The sequence below is a fragment of the Micromonospora sp. DSM 43699 genome, from assembly GCF_055517075.1.
This window is the reverse complement of sequence record NZ_JBTMMT010000035.1, coordinates 35445-49550: the sequence shown is the minus strand read 5'-3', so window position 1 is coordinate 49550 and position 14106 is coordinate 35445. Positions and strand designations below refer to the sequence as shown.

Annotated in this window: 20 protein-coding genes and 2 pseudogenes; 11 read left to right on the top strand and 11 right to left on the bottom strand. The window is 69.4% G+C overall.

Going from position 1 to position 14106, the window contains the following annotated elements:
• The first annotated feature begins 523 nt into the window (after positions 1-523).
• The gene (locus AC0AIB_RS18215; RefSeq protein ID WP_328338559.1) at positions 524-838 is read left to right on the top strand and encodes a hypothetical protein; all 315 of its coding nucleotides are present in this window, start codon (positions 524-526) and stop codon (positions 836-838) included.
• Positions 839-939: 101 nt separating this feature from the next.
• On the opposite strand, the gene AC0AIB_RS18210 is transcribed toward AC0AIB_RS18215, so the two are convergent.
• Entirely contained in the window at positions 940-1107 is a 168-nt protein-coding gene (locus tag AC0AIB_RS18210) for a hypothetical protein (RefSeq protein WP_328338561.1), read from the bottom strand.
• 369 nt (positions 1108-1476) lie between these two features.
• Between AC0AIB_RS18210 and AC0AIB_RS18205 the strand changes: the two genes are divergently transcribed.
• Together AC0AIB_RS18205 and AC0AIB_RS18200 are read left to right on the top strand one after the other, a co-directional pair.
• Positions 1477-1665, top strand: a complete 189-nt coding sequence (locus tag AC0AIB_RS18205) for a hypothetical protein (protein ID WP_328338563.1) — start codon at positions 1477-1479, stop codon at positions 1663-1665.
• A 184-nt stretch (positions 1666-1849) separates the two neighbouring features.
• Positions 1850-2059 (top strand): hypothetical protein, encoded by a 210-nt coding sequence (locus AC0AIB_RS18200; RefSeq protein WP_328338565.1) that lies wholly within the window; start codon positions 1850-1852, stop codon positions 2057-2059.
• Positions 2060-2107: 48 nt separating this feature from the next.
• Here the strand turns inward: AC0AIB_RS18200 and AC0AIB_RS18195 are convergent, their stop codons facing one another.
• Positions 2108-2779: a TetR/AcrR family transcriptional regulator gene (locus AC0AIB_RS18195; protein ID WP_328338567.1), complete on the bottom strand. Its 672-nt coding sequence runs from the start codon at positions 2777-2779 to the stop codon at positions 2108-2110.
• A 51-nt stretch (positions 2780-2830) separates the two neighbouring features.
• Between AC0AIB_RS18195 and AC0AIB_RS18190 the strand changes: the two genes are divergently transcribed.
• A complete protein-coding gene (locus AC0AIB_RS18190) occupies positions 2831-3667 on the top strand; it encodes an alpha/beta fold hydrolase (RefSeq protein WP_465097117.1) in 837 nt (278 codons plus the stop codon).
• On the opposite strand, the gene AC0AIB_RS18185 is transcribed toward AC0AIB_RS18190, so the two are convergent.
• On the bottom strand, positions 3664-4557 hold the full coding sequence (locus tag AC0AIB_RS18185) for an alpha/beta fold hydrolase (RefSeq protein ID WP_328338569.1): 894 nt from the start codon (positions 4555-4557) through the stop codon (positions 3664-3666). The two genes, AC0AIB_RS18190 and AC0AIB_RS18185, sit on opposite strands and share 4 nt — an antisense overlap.
• A 56-nt stretch (positions 4558-4613) precedes the next feature.
• Between AC0AIB_RS18185 and AC0AIB_RS18180 the strand changes: the two genes are divergently transcribed.
• Both AC0AIB_RS18180 and AC0AIB_RS18175 read left to right on the top strand, forming a co-directional pair.
• Positions 4614-5183, top strand: a complete 570-nt coding sequence (locus tag AC0AIB_RS18180; protein WP_328338571.1) for a TetR/AcrR family transcriptional regulator — start codon at positions 4614-4616, stop codon at positions 5181-5183.
• Positions 5184-5431: 248 nt separating this feature from the next.
• Positions 5432-5863 (top strand): NUDIX domain-containing protein, encoded by a 432-nt coding sequence (locus AC0AIB_RS18175; protein WP_465097116.1) that lies wholly within the window; start codon positions 5432-5434, stop codon positions 5861-5863.
• On the opposite strand, the gene AC0AIB_RS18170 is transcribed toward AC0AIB_RS18175, so the two are convergent.
• Together AC0AIB_RS18170 and AC0AIB_RS18165 are read right to left on the bottom strand one after the other, a co-directional pair.
• The gene (locus AC0AIB_RS18170) at positions 5837-6271 is read right to left on the bottom strand and encodes a hypothetical protein (RefSeq protein ID WP_465097115.1); all 435 of its coding nucleotides are present in this window, start codon (positions 6269-6271) and stop codon (positions 5837-5839) included. The genes AC0AIB_RS18175 and AC0AIB_RS18170 overlap by 27 nt on opposite strands.
• 57 nt (positions 6272-6328) lie before the next feature.
• Positions 6329-6694, bottom strand: coding sequence for a DoxX family protein (locus AC0AIB_RS18165; protein ID WP_328338577.1), 366 nt, complete (start codon positions 6692-6694; stop codon positions 6329-6331).
• Between the two features lie 116 nt (positions 6695-6810).
• On the opposite strand from AC0AIB_RS18165, the gene AC0AIB_RS18160 reads away from it, so the two are divergent.
• From AC0AIB_RS18160 to AC0AIB_RS18150, 3 genes are all read left to right on the top strand, one after another.
• Complete coding sequence (locus AC0AIB_RS18160) at positions 6811-7188, top strand: winged helix-turn-helix transcriptional regulator (RefSeq protein ID WP_465097114.1); 378 nt, start codon at positions 6811-6813, stop codon at positions 7186-7188.
• A 12-nt stretch (positions 7189-7200) separates the two neighbouring features.
• Complete coding sequence (locus AC0AIB_RS18155) at positions 7201-7749, top strand: P-loop nucleotide/nucleoside kinase family protein (RefSeq protein ID WP_328338581.1); 549 nt, start codon at positions 7201-7203, stop codon at positions 7747-7749.
• 248 nt (positions 7750-7997) lie between these two features.
• The gene (locus tag AC0AIB_RS18150) at positions 7998-8198 is read left to right on the top strand and encodes a hypothetical protein (RefSeq protein WP_328338583.1); all 201 of its coding nucleotides are present in this window, start codon (positions 7998-8000) and stop codon (positions 8196-8198) included.
• A gap of 64 nt (positions 8199-8262) precedes the next feature.
• Here the strand turns inward: AC0AIB_RS18150 and AC0AIB_RS18145 are convergent.
• The 4 genes and pseudogenes from AC0AIB_RS18145 to AC0AIB_RS18130 form a co-directional block, all read right to left on the bottom strand.
• Positions 8263-8406, bottom strand: a pseudogene (locus tag AC0AIB_RS18145) (IS5/IS1182 family transposase); the annotation flags it as partial.
• Positions 8407-8488: 82 nt separating this feature from the next.
• Positions 8489-8761 (bottom strand): hypothetical protein, encoded by a 273-nt coding sequence (locus tag AC0AIB_RS18140; RefSeq protein ID WP_328338585.1) that lies wholly within the window; start codon positions 8759-8761, stop codon positions 8489-8491.
• A gap of 217 nt (positions 8762-8978) precedes the next feature.
• Positions 8979-9200, bottom strand: coding sequence for a DUF397 domain-containing protein (locus AC0AIB_RS18135; RefSeq protein ID WP_328338586.1), 222 nt, complete (start codon positions 9198-9200; stop codon positions 8979-8981).
• Positions 9197-10053 (bottom strand): annotated as a pseudogene (locus AC0AIB_RS18130) (helix-turn-helix domain-containing protein). The gene AC0AIB_RS18135 and the pseudogene AC0AIB_RS18130 overlap by 4 nt, the downstream one beginning before the upstream one ends.
• Positions 10054-10489: 436 nt before the next feature.
• Between AC0AIB_RS18130 and AC0AIB_RS18125 the strand changes: the two are divergent.
• A complete protein-coding gene (locus AC0AIB_RS18125) occupies positions 10490-10747 on the top strand; it encodes a DivIVA domain-containing protein (protein WP_465097113.1) in 258 nt (85 codons plus the stop codon).
• Positions 10744-11076, top strand: a complete 333-nt coding sequence (locus AC0AIB_RS18120) for a hypothetical protein (protein WP_442930461.1) — start codon at positions 10744-10746, stop codon at positions 11074-11076. The genes AC0AIB_RS18125 and AC0AIB_RS18120 overlap by 4 nt, the downstream gene beginning before the upstream one ends.
• 15 nt (positions 11077-11091) lie before the next feature.
• Here the strand turns inward: AC0AIB_RS18120 and AC0AIB_RS18115 are convergent, their stop codons facing one another.
• Positions 11092-11868, bottom strand: a complete 777-nt coding sequence (locus AC0AIB_RS18115) for a DeoR/GlpR family DNA-binding transcription regulator (RefSeq protein WP_328338592.1) — start codon at positions 11866-11868, stop codon at positions 11092-11094.
• 40 nt (positions 11869-11908) lie between these two features.
• Positions 11909-13954 (bottom strand): beta-galactosidase, encoded by a 2046-nt coding sequence (locus AC0AIB_RS18110; RefSeq protein ID WP_328338593.1) that lies wholly within the window; start codon positions 13952-13954, stop codon positions 11909-11911.
• Between the last annotated feature and the right edge of the window lie 152 nt (positions 13955-14106).

The following is a 14106-nucleotide window of genomic DNA, read 5'->3' as shown; positions in this document are numbered from 1 at the left end:
GGTTGAAAGTCCTACTCTTCGCCGGGGTGCCGTTTCTTGTCACCTCCTTGGCATTGCTGGCTAGACCGAGAAACTGGAATAAGTAGCCCCAACTGAATTACCAATAGCATCTCACCTTCGCGTCAATAGCGACGGAAGGGCAGGATTGCGGTCCGGCTCGTTCCCGCCTGACCGCAATCCTGCCAATCATCCGCGCCGTGGCACATTAGCCATCAATTCAGGGGTTGAGGCGCAGAGAAGACACGGGGGCAGGATCGACTAGAAATCGTGAGGAGGGCGGGTCGCCACCCCGTCCTCCTCACGCTGCCACGAGCCTCTCAGACGCCACGGGCCCTATGGGTGACATCTTCACAGCGGAGAGTCAAGCCCGACCCCATAAGATCCACAATTGGAAAAACCCTCCGAGATTTCGCCGAACTCGTAGAGGCAGATGCTTCGACTGCCTGATTTCGCCCCAAGCTTGCGGTGGCTCATCACGAGCCACCGCAAGCTTGATGCAAGAGCAACACTTGAGGAGGAGTCGATGGCATCAGTTGTGGTTCGTCGCGGGAACGACTTAGGAGGACTGCTACGCCGCATGAAGATAGAATTGGATGGCGTCGTCGTGGCCAGGCTAAAGCAGGGCGAAAGCATCACGTTGAAGGTGAATCCCGGGCCTCACGTCTTCAGGGCACGCCTCGACTGGCTCACCAGCGCCCCGCTCGAATTGCACGTCGAGGAGAACATGCAGTTCACTTTGGCAGTTGCCGCCGGCGAGAAGGTGCAGACATACGACGCCACCTTCATCCGGCCGGAAACCGCACTGGAACTACTGATAGTCGAACCTGGAAATAGGTAGCAGCATTGGCTGCGCCGACGACCCGTGCCTGATGCCGACCGGCCTCGACCGACGCCACCCATCCGGCCCGGCAAGAGCCCTGCAGCCAGCTTTATCTGGCGTCATCGGTGAGCAGCGCTGCGTACCATCGCCTCGAAGAGATCGCGGGGCGCGGACGGTGACGGCGGCGCGGTGAGGGCGGCGGTCAGGTTCGGGAACGCCGCCACGTCGATCCCGGCGAAGCCGGCCGGCGGCCCGGCGGACTTCCGGCGGGCCAACAGCGACGTCACCCAAATCATCATAGCGATCGTCTGCAACCGATACGCCTACGCCGGGACAACCCGGTAAACTACATCAATCCCACTGGACAGCTGCCTGAGGGAGCGAAAGCTTTTGGACCGGTGTCGGGTTCGTAGGCGCAGCCATACTGGGCGCAGCGGTCGCTCCTGGTGTCGTCACGGGCTTGGCTCTCGCTGCGGCCCGCGGGTGCCGGCATGTCGACCTTGCTGGCGCCACGTTCATCTGGTGCTGCCCACCCAGCCACCGACCTCCGTCGTGGTCGCGGCACGATCGGGCGGTGCGCCTCACCGCCACGTCACTACCGGGCATGAACAGGACTGTCAGCATTGGGATTCGCCAGGCTGCCCGCATCGAGAAAGATGAGCGTCGCCGGAAGCACGTACTGGTACCTGACGTCCGTGTCGCCCTGGGTCATCGCCTGGGCCGGGTACGAGATGGTTTCGGGCGAGCGTGGCGATGCCGTGCCGTGGGTGTTGCTGATCGTCTCGATTGCGGCACTGGTCGCTGGTGTCGTCGGACTGGTCGTGCTGAAGTCCCGGCGTCATTGACCCATACCCCCAAAGCGATCGCTACAGTGGTGGGACGGCCCCTGAATCCCTGCACGGGCCTGTCATAAATCGACCCTGCCGGCGACCTGGGCGAGCCGTTCGCTTGACAGGAACCGGGCATACTGGAGGCAGCGGAGTTCCGGACCACAACGGACCCGAAGCCTTTCGGTGGACGGAGGCCGACATGCGTTGGCTCATTATCCTGATCATCGTGGTGGTAGCTGCCGTCGCCGTCTGGCTGTGGCGTCGTTCCCGACTGGCACCCATCGACCCCGACCGTCGGATTCTCGACCAGCAGGCGTCGGCCGAAGCCCGGAACCGACTCGACGAGCACCGCAACCGCACCGACGGCAGCGGCACCGGCAGCGGCGGGGTCGGCGGCTGGAGCCAGTAGGGCCCGCCCTCCGTTCTCGCTGGAGCCGGTAGGGTCCGCCCGCCGGCCCTACCCTGGGTCGTCGACGAGCAGTCCGCGCAGGACGCTGCGTACCGTCGTCTCGAAGAGGTCGCGGGGTGCGGACGGTGACGGCGGCGCGGTGAGGGCGGCGGTCAGGTTCGGGAACGCCGCCACGTCGATCCCGGCGAAGCCGACCGGCGGGCCGGCGGACTCCCGGCGGGCGAACAGCGACGTCACCCCGGTCATCATGGCGATCGCCTCGAACTTGGTGGCGGTCGCCGCCGGCACCGGGCGCAGGATCGCCAGGCAGTGGTCGAACCAGGCGAGGCTCTGCGGGCCGGGGGCGGTCGGCCGGGGTAGGACCTCCACCAGCCACGGGTGCCGGCGGTAGAGCGCCAACTGCCGGTGGGCGAGGCGCAGCATCGCGTCGAGCCAGTCGCCGCTGCCATCCGGGTAGGGGCGCAGCTCCCCCGCCGCCCGGTCGACCATCAGGTCGAGCAGGTCGTCCCGGGAGGACAGGTAGCGGTAGAGCGATCCGGCTCCGGTGTGCAGCGCGGCGGCGACCGCCCGCATGGAGACCGCGCCGATGCCGTCGGCGTCCGCCATCGCGATCGCGGCGGCCACGATCTCGTACCGGGAGTGCGTCGGGGCGGGACCGCGCAGGCCCCGCGCAGGCCGGGACCAGATCGGCGGACGCTCTGGCTCATCGGGTGACGTCACGGTTAGACTTTAACTGCGAACGCCGTTCGCGGTTTCGAGGGGGAGGACGAGATGGAACAGGACTGGACCGTCCAACGGGTGCCGGCAGCCGACGGTGCCGAGATCGTGCTCCACTCCGTCGGCAGCGGGCCGGGCCTCGTGGTCGTGCACGGCGGCGGCGTCACCATCGACATCTACCGTCGGCTGGCCCTGCGGCTGGCCGACCGGTTCACCGTCCACCTCTACAACCGGCGCGGGCGGGCCGACGCGGCAGCCCGCGCCGAGCCCTACGACGGCGAGCAGGACGTCGACGATCTCGCCACGCTGCTGGCCCACACCGGGGTCCGCAACGTGATCGGCCACAGCGCCGGCGGCTTCGTGGCCCTGCGTGCCGCCGCCCGCGGCCTGCCGATCGACCGGCTCGCCCTCTACGACCCGGCGATCCAGGTCAACGGCCTGTTCCCCCTCGGGTGGGTGCCCGCCGCCCAGCAGGCGGCGCAGGCCGGCAACACCGCCCGCGCCCTGGCGATCACCGGCGGCGGCCTCAACACCCACTCGCCCGCGTCGCGCCTGCCGCTGGCCGTCCGGACCACCCTCTGCCGACTGTTCCTGCGGTCGCCGGTCGGGCGCACCATGGGCGAACTGCTGCCGACCACCCTCGACGAGAGCACGCTGATCCAGCGGCACGACGGCCCACCGGAGCAGTGGGCCGGCGTCAAGGCCGAGGTGCTGCTGGCCTGCGGCGGCGCCGGTCCGGCCTACTACCGGCCGATCATCGAGGCGCTGGCCGGGGCCATCCCGCACGCCCGCACGCTCGTGGTGCCGGGCGCGAGTCACGACGCGCTCAACCGGGCCCCGCAACCCCTGGTCGACGCGCTCTCCGGGTTCTTCACCGCCCCGGCCAGCTAGCCACCGAGGAAGCTCGCCAGGGCTTCGGTGAACCGCGCCGGCTGTTCCTCGGCGGCGTAGTGGCCGCAGTCGTCGATGATCACCTCGGTGACGTCGTCGGCCGCCAGTCGCATCGTCTGGGCGACCGCCGCGCCGCTGTAGAGCGCGCCGCCGATGGCGAGCACCGGCAGCGTCAGCCGGGTCTTCGCGCGTTGTTCGTTCTGCGCGATCGTCTCGTCAAGCGCCCGGTAGTACCCGAAGCTCGCCCGCAGCCCGCGCGGGTCCGCGACGATCGCGTCGACGTAGACGTCGACGGCGTACGCCGGGATGGTGGTCGGGGTGGCGGCCTTCTTGGCGAACTGGTAGCCGAAGTAGAGCCGTTCCCGGCCCCGGACCAGTTCCTCGTTGAGGTCGTCGAGCCGGTTGAAGCCGAAGTGCCAGAGCCGCTGGCTGACCTCGGCCGGGCTGAAGAACGACGGCGCGGGTGTGAGGCCGGGGATGATGGCGTCGACGACGGCGAGCCGGCCCACCCGCTCGGGGTGGTCGGCGGCGAGGGCGTACCCGGTCCACATGCCGATGTCGTGGCCGACCACGTCGAACCGGTCGTGCCCGAGCGCAGCCATCAGGGCGACCAGGTCGGCGGCCAGGGTGCCGGCGTCGTAGCCGGCGTCGGGCTTGTCGGAGAGCCCGGTCCCGCGCTGGTCGACGGCGACGACGGTGTGCGTGCGGGCGAGCGCGGGCATCACCTCACGCCAGGCGTACCAGGTCTGCGGCCACCCGCCGACCAGCAGCAGCGGCGGGCCGTCCCCGCCGGTGACCGCGTGCAGCCGCAGCCCGTCCAGCTCCACGAGCCGGCTGGTGAAGACGTCGGTGAACCCGTCGGGCAGCCGCAGCGAACTCAAGGTTGTCATGCCGCCGACCATACCCATCTTGGAACGATCGATACAAGATGGGTATGCTGACAATCATGGCGGGCCGCAAGCAGTTCGACGTGGACGAGGCACTACGACGGGCGATGCTCGTCTTCTGGCGTTGGGGCTGGTCGGAGGCCTCGATCGACCGGCTGACCGAGGGCACCGGCCTGGGCCGCAGCTCGCTCTACGGCACCTTCGGCGACAAGAGCGCCCTCTTCCGGAAAAGCCTCCAGTTGTACGCGCAGACCTACCATCCGCTGTTCGACCAGGCACTGCGCGGACCCCACCCGGACCCGAGCGCCGTGGTGGCCGCCTTCCTGCAGGTCACCCTGAACCGCATCGCCGATCCGACCGTCCCGGACGGCTGCCTGGTCACGGTGTCGGCAACGCAGTTCCCGGCCCTCGACGCGGAGGGCCAGGCGATGGTCCGCGCGGCGATGGACGGTCTGCGGGCGATGCTGGAGCAGGCGTTGCTGGCGGCCGGGGCCGGCGAGCAGGAGGCGGCCGAGCTGGCGTTGTGCACGCTGGCGACGAACAAGTCCCTGGGGGTGCTGAGCCGCGCCGGCTTCTCCGGCGAGGACCTGGCCACCGTCGCCGCAGCCGCCGCCCACCGCCATGACTAGCTCTGCTGCCCAGCAGCGACGGTGACGCTGACCCCGCGCGACCCGGGAGCGGTCAATGCGTCCAGAAGGTCGCCGGCAGGGCTTCGACGTCGGCCGCGGACCGTTCGAGGAGTGCCGCGTTTCGTCCGACCGGTCCCGGGCACGGCCCGGCGGTCCTGACGGTCGGGGCACGGAGTTGTGCTGGTCAGCCGGTGCGCGCCGGACGCCGACCGCCCCCGCCTGTCCCACCCGTGTGTTCGAATCCCGTCATGCACATCGTCGTCTGTGGCGCACTCGTGGTGAACGACGCGGTCCTGCTGGCGCACCGCAGTCCGGCCCGCCGGGCGTACCCGGATCTGTGGGATCTGCCCGGGGGCCACGTCGAAGCGGGCGAGTCCGCACGGCAGGCCCTCGCCCGCGAGCTGCGCGAGGAGGTCGGCGTCGAGATCGTCGCGGAGTCCTCCTCACGGGTGGGCGACCTGTGGGCCGGCAGCGGCGAGGACGCCGTACACGTGGGTGTCTGGCACGTCGGAGCCTGGCTCGGCTCCCCCGCCAACCGTGCCCCCGACGAGCACGACGACGTCGCCTGGGTCGGGCTCAGCGAGCTGGGCGGCCTTCCCCTAGTGCACCACGGCCTACCGGCGCTGCTGCGTTCCCTGACCCGGCCGCCCCCTTCACGCCTGACGGAGAAGGTGGCGTGACGGAATGTAGTCGATCTTCGTGTCGGCGTAGACGCCGAGCGTGCCGTCGTCGAGGCACCTCAGGCCGACGCTGATCCAGCGCACCTCTCCGTCGTCGACGAGCGCGTAGCCGACCGCGACGGCGAACTCCTCACCACCGCAGGGGCAGGAGCAGGACTCGTGACCGGTCCCGGCCCAGTGGTCGGCGCTGTCGCCGATGAAGGCGACCGCGCCGCAGGCGAGGCAGGTCCGCCGGGTCGCCTCCTCCTCGTCGATGTCGACGCGGAACGCACGGCCGTCACACCCACCGCACCGGGACTCCACCACCGTGGCCACCGGGTAACCACCCGCCGCGAAGTAGCGGAGGTACTCGGCGAGGTCGTCGACGTTCTCCCCGCGCCACAGCTTCCCGGACCTGTCGAGTGCCATCCCCGCATTCTGCCTGGCACAGGCGGTGCGCCCGCGAGCGGACGGCCCTCGTCCGGTTCAGACCCAGGTGGTGGCCAGCCAGGCGGTGACGGCGGCGGCCACCAGCAGGACGATGTTGAGCCCGATCTGCCGGGTCTCACCACGGGACAGGTGCACCGCGATCCCGCCGACCTGGATCAGGACCAGCCCGACGGCCGCCGCGACCGCGAGCCAGGGCGCGATCCCGGTCGACGGCGGCAGGACCAGGCCGGCCGCGCCAAGAACCTCCAGCACCCCGATGGCCCGGACCAACGGCATGGGTACGCGGTCGACCCAGCCCATCATCGGCCGGAGCTGCTCCCGGCTCTGCGCCACCTTCTTGCCCCCGGCATAGAGGTAGAACACGGCCAGCAGGGCAGCAAAGATCCAGTAGGCAAGCGTCATGACGGGCTCCTTCGGCAATGAGCAGGATGGTTACGAGAAGGAAGTAGCCACATCATGTGTCAGAATCGGGGGCCTTACAAAAGGCACACGGGTGTGCGTGAGACATAAGGGTGGTCATGTCGCAGTACGAACACACCTGCATGATCCGGGGCGACGGCGGCCGGACTATCCGGGCGATCCTGGACCGCATCTGCAACAAGTGGACACTGCTGATCGTGGCGACCCTGGACGGGGGCGCACTGCGCTTCACCGAGCTGCACCAGCAGATACCCGGCATCTCCCAGCGCATGTTGACACTGGCCCTGCGCCACCTGGAGCACGACGGCCTGGTGTCGCGGACGCCGTACGCGGAGGTCCCACCCCGGGTGGAGTACGCGCTGACCCCCACCGGCAAGAGCCTCATCCCGCCCGCGCTGGCCCTCGCCGGCTGGGCCATCGAACACGTCCCCCACATCGAGGCGAGCCGGGCGCTCCACCAGACCGGGACGGGATGAGTGGTTCGGAGGATGACGATGGGGCAACCGACGCTGTTTCTGACCGTGGGCCTTCCCTGCACCGGGAAGACCACCACCGCTCGGCGCATCGAGATCGAGCAGAACGCCCTTCGACTCACGAAGGACGAATGGGTGAAGGCCCTCTACGGGCACGAGAATCCGCCGTCGGCCGGAGACGTGATCGAGGGACGACTCATCCAGATCGGGCTGCGCGCCCTCGAACTCGGCACCAACGTCGTGATCGACTACGGCCTCTGGGGCCGCGACGAGCGCTCCGCCCTCCGCCAGGCAGCAGCAGACCTCGGCGCGTCAGTGGAGCTTCACTACTTCGCACTCACCCCCACCGAGCAACGACGACGACGCGACCGACGCCAAGCCGAAGCACCACACACCACATGGCCCATGTCCGATGCGGAACTCGCCGAATGGGCTGACCGCATCGACATCCCCACGCCTGGTGAACTCGACGGCAGTGAACCCGTCGACGACCCGCCGGCCGGATTCACGACATGGGACGAGTGGCGCAGGCATCGCTGGCCGCCGACGGTCTCCTGCCTATGATCGCCGAGACCAGAATCGGCAGGCCCCCGTCCGGGCCCGACGGGTGGCACTGGCATCCAACGACGTCGGGTAGTTGACGTGGGCGGCACCTCGCCGGTGGCACCCAGCCGCAGGTAGTCGTCACGGCCGTCGCCGTTGACGTCGGCGAACCGGATGTGGGCGCGGTCAAAATCCCAGGTCAGAAGCATCCTAAGGCGACTATGCAGAGCCCCTGGGTTGAGACCGGCACAGATGGGTAAACCGCCGACATGACTGAGCTACCGACGAACATTCTGACGGACGCGGGCTTCACGGCCGACGAGGCCGATGCCATCGTTCAGGGCTTGGTGCAAGGCATTGACCTGCATCAAGACACACAGCGCACGCACTCCATCAACATCGACGAACTCCCGCCAGAGAAGAAGGAGGCGCTCGAGCGGTTCAACATGGCCGTCGCCGCAGACTTCTGAGACGAGCACCGGCCGGCGTCCGGACGCGTGCTCACTGAGCACCTTCCACAGTGGGTGTCGGCTGGTGTGGACGGTTGACGGTCTTCTGTCGGCGGGACAGCCGGGGCCGGTGCCGGCGGCGTTTGCACGGTATGCGGATGCCGCCGCCGGCGCCCTGGTATGCGTTGTCGGCGGATGTCATGACGCTCGCGCCGTTCAGCGCATCGATCCGGATGTACCGCCAAGCCGTGGAGAGATAAGGACGGCACGCGGGATGCGGCACGTGGGCGCGGCACCCCCTTCGATGGTTGTCACTCGTAGCCGAGATTCTCCTCGGAGTGCAGGTGCCACCCGTCGTGCCGCTTGACCAGGACGAAGGCGGTGCGCTCGAAAGCGTCGTAGAATCCGGAATCCGGATCGTGGCCACACGTGTACCAGAGCGCATCGACCCGCGCTGTGTCCGGAGCCTCGCTGACGACAGTCACCGAGTCCAAACTCAACTCTCCGCCGAATTCATCAACCCTGCCTTTGCTGTGCGCCTCGGCGTACCTGGCGCAAAAATCAGCAGGGCTCTGATAGAGCATCTGATACCTCCCCTTGGCCCGGCCTCCGGCTGGCAGGTGGCGGGCGCCGTCGTGTCGGGCATGTTGTCCACCGTAGGGCTTGGCACAAGCGCATAGGGCCGCAGGAGCACCATCACGAACGGACGAATGGGGGCACATCAGGTGCCCTGTTCTTGCCACCACCGGGCAGCGTCACACGTGGCCAGCGGCCGCATGAGATGCAAGCCCCTCGCCCTTGTCAGCCGCCGGTGAAGTCGAACTCGCCGTCCTTGACGCCGCCGACGAAGGCCGCCCACTCGTTGGCCGTGTAGACGATCGTCGCCGCGTCACGCGCCTTGCTGTGCCGCACGGCCACCCGACCCGAGCCGTCGAGCAGCGGCCCTGCCTCCACACAACTCCCACCGTTGCTGTCACTCTTGGTGCTGATGTGCCAGGCGACCTCGGGCATAGCCTCGTTCATGCCAACTCCTCTGCGATGGCCCCCATCAGGGCGGTCGACTCGTCCTTGCTGAGTGCGGACTTCGACAATCGATCGTACGCACGAAGAAAGCGCTCGGCTTTCGGTGACTCCATGTACAACCGGCCACCCAGGGATTCCACGTAAGCAACCGCAGGATACGGCTCAGGAAGGTGGAAGATCCAGAACGTGCCGTCGAGCCCCTGGTGGAGAGCGACCGAGGACGGCATGATCTGGATACGAACCTGCGGCAGGGCCTGGAGTTTCACCAGGTGTGCGAGCTGGTCCCGAAGTACCTGGGCACCACCTGCCCGGCGACGCACGACGGATTCGTCGATGACGGTATGAATCGTGAGCGGGCGCTCCTTGGAGAGCACTTCCTGGCGCGAGAGCCGTAACTCGACCCAGCGGTTGATCGTCGACTCGGACACCTCCTGCTCCGCCGCGTTCCGGATCACCGCTTCGGCGTAGGCCCGGGCAGCCCCGGCACGAGGGTCATGTGGAAGCAGCACACCTTGTCGGCACGGCCTTCCAGCCACGGGTACTCGATGAAGGACGAGTCGACGACGTCGCCGTAGTCTTCGTCCCAACGGTCGGTGCGCCACACATCCTCGGCCAGGGCCAGCAGACGGGCCCGCTCGGCGGCGTGGTGGAAGCCGTAGAGGTCGAGCAGCGCGACGACGTCACCCTTGCGGATCGGCCAGTCCGCCCGCTCGTACCGCCCGAGCGCCGACATGTCCCGTTGCAGGTGCTCCGAGACGAGCTTCAAGGTCATTCCCCGTTCTTCCCGCAGGGCACGCAGTTGCTGCCCGAGCCACTGCGCGCGCAGGGTCCGAATGAACGGCTTGTGCGGCATGATCCACCTCTCGAAAAAGTTGACAAGGCCCGCGAAGGAACCATTGCTCCAGTTCCAGGCCACTGGAAATGTGGCCTTCGGGTGAGGGTGATCACCGGCCCCCGGGGACGCCCGGTGCAAGCGCAGTAACCGCGGCTGTGCCAACAGCCGAGAAGGTGACGAGAGACGGCATCGCGGGTGGCAGCCGCATACCGGATCTCGTCGGGCCTCTACGTGGAGCCGCATTCGCATTCGTCTGTCGGCTCCGACCGACTTGCTGAATATCTATCACGGCGGCCGGGGTCACCGCGACCCCGTACCGCGCGACACCTGCACATCCACGGCAGCCCGGCCGCCGTACCCGCCGAATGAGGCTGCGGTCGCCGGGCGGGGCGGCCCTGCCGGAATTCCCCCTCCAGCGGGGCCGCCCCATCCAAAGCGCACAGAGGAGGGACCGATGGGACCAGGCACCATCTACCGGGGCGCGCTCCCGGCCCGGCTGCACCCCGTGCTCGTCCGCGACAGGCGGTTCTCCCCCGCCGGGTTCGGCCGGCGGGGGCTCGACCCCGAGGAGGTACGCCGGTTCCTGCACCGGGTAGCGCTGGAGTTGACGACGTTGCACCACGAGGTGGACCGGTTGGTCGAGGAGAACGCCCGGATCAAACAGGCGCTCCGTGACTGGCAGACCGTCCAGGCCCGCCGGCGTCGGTCGTGAACCCGCCGGCAGCACCCGGCCCCGACGCGGTCTTCGCCCCGCTTCCCCGGGCCGCAGTCGAGGCGGTCGCCGGCTCGGACGACCGGTCCCCCGGCCACGTCATCCATCTGCCGATCACGATCACCGACCGGGACGATGCGCTGCGTTTCGCGTACGCGCTGGCGCGTTCGCTGGCGTTGGTGCCGGGGGTCGAGGTCGGTGGGGCCACCGTGTCCGCCGAGGACGCCCAGGACGTACGACGGTGGGTGTTCTGTGACCGGATCCTGCCGGACCGCCGGCGCTGCCTGGCACGGGCCGAGCACGACGGGCCGTGCGACCCCGGCCGGTGAGCCGGTCGGCGGCTGTCAGTCGACCTCCACGACGGCCAGCTCGCCGACCTGTTCGCCGATCTGCTGGCGGGCGTCCGGCGGCAGCCCGGCGTCGGTGATCAGCAGGTCGGCCTCGGCCAGCGGGGCGATGGTGGCGATGCCGATGGTCTCCCACTTGGTGTGGTCGGCCAGCACCACCAGGTGCCGGGCGGCACCGATCAGCCGCCTGTTGACCGCCGCCTCCAGCAGGTTGGGGGTGGTGAACCCGGTGCGTGGGCTCATCCCGTGCACGCCGAGGAAGAGCAGATCCACATTGAGGGTACGGATCGCCGCCTCGGCCACCGGCCCGGTCAGCGCGTCCGACGGGGTACGCATGCCCCCGGTCAGCACCACGGTCTGGTCGACACGCGGGTTCTGGTAGAGCGCGTCGGCGACCGGGATCGAGTTGGTCACCACCGTCAACCCGGGTACGTCGCCGAGCAGGGTGGCAAGCGCGGCGGTGGTGGTGCCGGCGGAGAGCGCCACGGCCATCCCCGGCTCGACCATCCGGGCGGCCCGCCCGGCGATGGCCCGTTTCTCGTCCTGCTGACGGATCGACTTCGCGGCGAAGCCCGGTTCCTCGGCCGACCCGGGACCGGCCAGGGTCGCCCCGCCGTGCACCTTGTCGACCAGCCCCCGCTCGGCAAGCACCTCCAGGTCGCGGCGGATCGTCATGTCGGAGACGCCGAACCTGCTGACCAGGTGGCTGACCCGCACCCCGCCGCGCTGCCGGATCAGCTCCAGGATGGCGTTCTGCCGTTGCTGAGCGAGCATGGAACCTCCCAACCGCGCGGACGAGGGAACGGTACGCAGGTCAGGCCGCTGCGGCCGGGGACGGCTCACCCGCTGGGACCGCCACCGTCGCCGCCCGCTCCTCCCGGACCACCGCCACCTCGCCGGCCGGCACCCGCAGCGTGCCGCCGCAGGGCTGCCCGGTGAGCAGGTCGGTGCCGGTCACGTCGAGGGTCGCCTCGTCCTCGGTGTGGTTGAGCACGAACAGCCAGGACCGGTCGTCGGCGTGGCGGCGGACCACCTCGACGCCGGGCGGGGCGGCGACCGGCGGCCGGACCCCGGCCTCGGTGAGCAGCCGCACCACCAGGGCGTCGGTGGCCGCCTCGTCGAGCCGGGTGGCCAGGTACCAGGCGGTGCCGTCGCCGACGCGGTGCCGGGTCAGCGCGGGCACCCCGGGCAACGGCCCGTCCTCGTACGACGCCACCACCTCGGCACCCTCCGGGTGCAGCCACTCGGTCCACACGTCGGCGGTGGAGCCGTCGTCGAGGGTGACCTGCTCGCCGGCCAGCAGCGGGAAGAACTCCTCGGTACGCACGCCGAGCAGTTCCCGGAACGCGCCCGGGTAGCCGCCGAGCCGGATGTGGTCGTGCTCGTCGACGATCCCGCTGAAGTAGGTCACCAGCGCCGTCCCGCCCCCGGCGACGTACCGGCGCAGCGCCTCGGCGTCGGCGTCGCGGGCCAGGTAGAGGGTGGGGACGAGGACCAGCCGGTAGCCGGACAGGTCGGCCGACGGGTGCACCACGTCGGCGGTGACCCCGGCCCGCCACAGCGCGTCGTAGAGCGCCCGCATCCGGTCGGTGTAGGTGACGTCGACGCTGGGGTGGGAGTCCAACTCGACCCCCCACCAGGCCTCCCAGTCGAACAGGATCGCCACCTCGGCCTCGACCCGGCTGCCGCGTACCTCGGCCAGGGCCTTGAGGTCGGCGCCGAGCCGGCAGACCTCGTCGAAGACCTTGGTGTCCGGGCCGGCGTGCGGGACCAGGGCGGAGTGGTACTTCTCCGCGCCGGCCCGGGAGGCCCGCCACTGGAAGAAGAGCACCCCGTCGGCGCCGCGCGCCACGTGGGCGAGGCTGTTGCGGCGTAGCTGGCCGGGAGTCTTGGCGACGTTGCGGGGCTGCCAGTTGACCGCGCTCGTGGAGTGCTCCATCAGCAGCCACGGGGCACCACCGGCGACGCCCCGGGTCTGGTCGGCGGCGAACGACAGGCCGAGGTGGGCGTTCGGGTCGGTGGCCATCAGGTAGTGGTCGTTGGCGACCAGGTCCACGTCGGACGTCCACGAGTGGTAGTCCATGTGCTTGGCCATGCCGATCATGAAGTTGGTGGTGACCGGCTGGCGGACCCGCCGCTTGAGCACCTCCCGCTCGGCGCGGAGCTGGGCGCGCTGCTCGTCGGAGGAGAACCGCAGGAAGTCGAGCTGCTGGGTGGGGTTGGCCATGGTCAGCGTGGCCCGGGGCGGGTTGATCTCGGCCCAGTCGTGGTAACGCTGGCTCCAGAAGGCGGTGCCCCAGGCGTCGTTGAGCCGGTCGAGGTCACCGTAGCGCCCGCGCAGCCAGCCCCGGAACGCCTCGGCGCTGACGTCGCAGTAGCAGTGCACGTTGTGGCAGCCCAGCTCGTTGGAGACGTGCCACATGACCACCGCGGGGTGCTCGGCGTAGCGGTCGGCGACGGTCTCGACCAAGGCGAGCGAACGCTCCCGGAAGATCGGCGAGCTGGGGCAGTACGCCTGCCGCCCGCCGGGCCACCGCACGGTGCCGTCGACGGTACGCGGCAGCGTCTCGGGGTGCCGGTGGGCCAGCCACGGGGGCGGGCTGGCGGTGGCGGTGGCCAGGTCGACGTGGATGCCGCCGGCGTGCAGCACGTCAAGGGCCCGGTCGAGCCAGCCGAACTCGTACCGGCCGGGGGACGGTTCGAGCAGCGCCCAGGAGAAGATCCCGACGGAGACCAGGTCGACCCCGGCCCGGCGCATCAGCGCGACGTCGTCGGCCCAGACCTGCTCAGGCCACTGCTCGGGGTTGTAGTCGGCGCCGAAGTGGATCCCGTCGCCCTGCCAGCTGCCGTGTTGCCGCATGAGTGCAGAGCGTGCCCCCAGCGGACGATCAAGTCAACACTTTCCAACATCGACCATCTTTCCAACGTTTACCGCTCGGATCGCCTGTCAGCACACAGATATCGATCCGGAGCTGCCCCCTTGACAGGGCGGCACGGACGGGTAGCTTCAAG

What these genes read in the sequence shown, in the direction of transcription:
- AC0AIB_RS18155 (WP_328338581.1), top strand. Translation starts at nt 7,201, where the DNA reads ATGACGATGGGGCAACCGACGCTGTTTCTGACCGTGGGCCTTCCCTGC.
- AC0AIB_RS18180 (WP_328338571.1), top strand. Translation starts at nt 4,614, where the DNA reads ATGGCGGGCCGCAAGCAGTTCGACGTGGACGAGGCACTACGACGGGCG.
- AC0AIB_RS18140 (WP_328338585.1), bottom strand. Translation starts at nt 8,761, where the DNA reads ATGCTCTATCAGAGCCCTGCTGATTTTTGCGCCAGGTACGCCGAGGCG.
- AC0AIB_RS18165 (WP_328338577.1), bottom strand. Translation starts at nt 6,694, where the DNA reads ATGACGCTTGCCTACTGGATCTTTGCTGCCCTGCTGGCCGTGTTCTAC.
- AC0AIB_RS18175 (WP_465097116.1), top strand. Translation starts at nt 5,432, where the DNA reads ATGCACATCGTCGTCTGTGGCGCACTCGTGGTGAACGACGCGGTCCTG.
- AC0AIB_RS18115 (WP_328338592.1), bottom strand. Translation starts at nt 11,868, where the DNA reads ATGCTCGCTCAGCAACGGCAGAACGCCATCCTGGAGCTGATCCGGCAG.
- AC0AIB_RS18135 (WP_328338586.1), bottom strand. Translation starts at nt 9,200, where the DNA reads ATGAACGAGGCTATGCCCGAGGTCGCCTGGCACATCAGCACCAAGAGT.
- AC0AIB_RS18215 (WP_328338559.1), top strand. Translation starts at nt 524, where the DNA reads ATGGCATCAGTTGTGGTTCGTCGCGGGAACGACTTAGGAGGACTGCTA.
- AC0AIB_RS18150 (WP_328338583.1), top strand. Translation starts at nt 7,998, where the DNA reads ATGACTGAGCTACCGACGAACATTCTGACGGACGCGGGCTTCACGGCC.
- AC0AIB_RS18110 (WP_328338593.1), bottom strand. Translation starts at nt 13,954, where the DNA reads ATGCGGCAACACGGCAGCTGGCAGGGCGACGGGATCCACTTCGGCGCC.
- AC0AIB_RS18200 (WP_328338565.1), top strand. Translation starts at nt 1,850, where the DNA reads ATGCGTTGGCTCATTATCCTGATCATCGTGGTGGTAGCTGCCGTCGCC.
- AC0AIB_RS18185 (WP_328338569.1), bottom strand. Translation starts at nt 4,557, where the DNA reads ATGACAACCTTGAGTTCGCTGCGGCTGCCCGACGGGTTCACCGACGTC.
- AC0AIB_RS18160 (WP_465097114.1), top strand. Translation starts at nt 6,811, where the DNA reads ATGTCGCAGTACGAACACACCTGCATGATCCGGGGCGACGGCGGCCGG.
- AC0AIB_RS18170 (WP_465097115.1), bottom strand. Translation starts at nt 6,271, where the DNA reads ATGGCACTCGACAGGTCCGGGAAGCTGTGGCGCGGGGAGAACGTCGAC.
- AC0AIB_RS18125 (WP_465097113.1), top strand. Translation starts at nt 10,490, where the DNA reads ATGGGACCAGGCACCATCTACCGGGGCGCGCTCCCGGCCCGGCTGCAC.
- AC0AIB_RS18205 (WP_328338563.1), top strand. Translation starts at nt 1,477, where the DNA reads ATGAGCGTCGCCGGAAGCACGTACTGGTACCTGACGTCCGTGTCGCCC.
- AC0AIB_RS18190 (WP_465097117.1), top strand. Translation starts at nt 2,831, where the DNA reads ATGGAACAGGACTGGACCGTCCAACGGGTGCCGGCAGCCGACGGTGCC.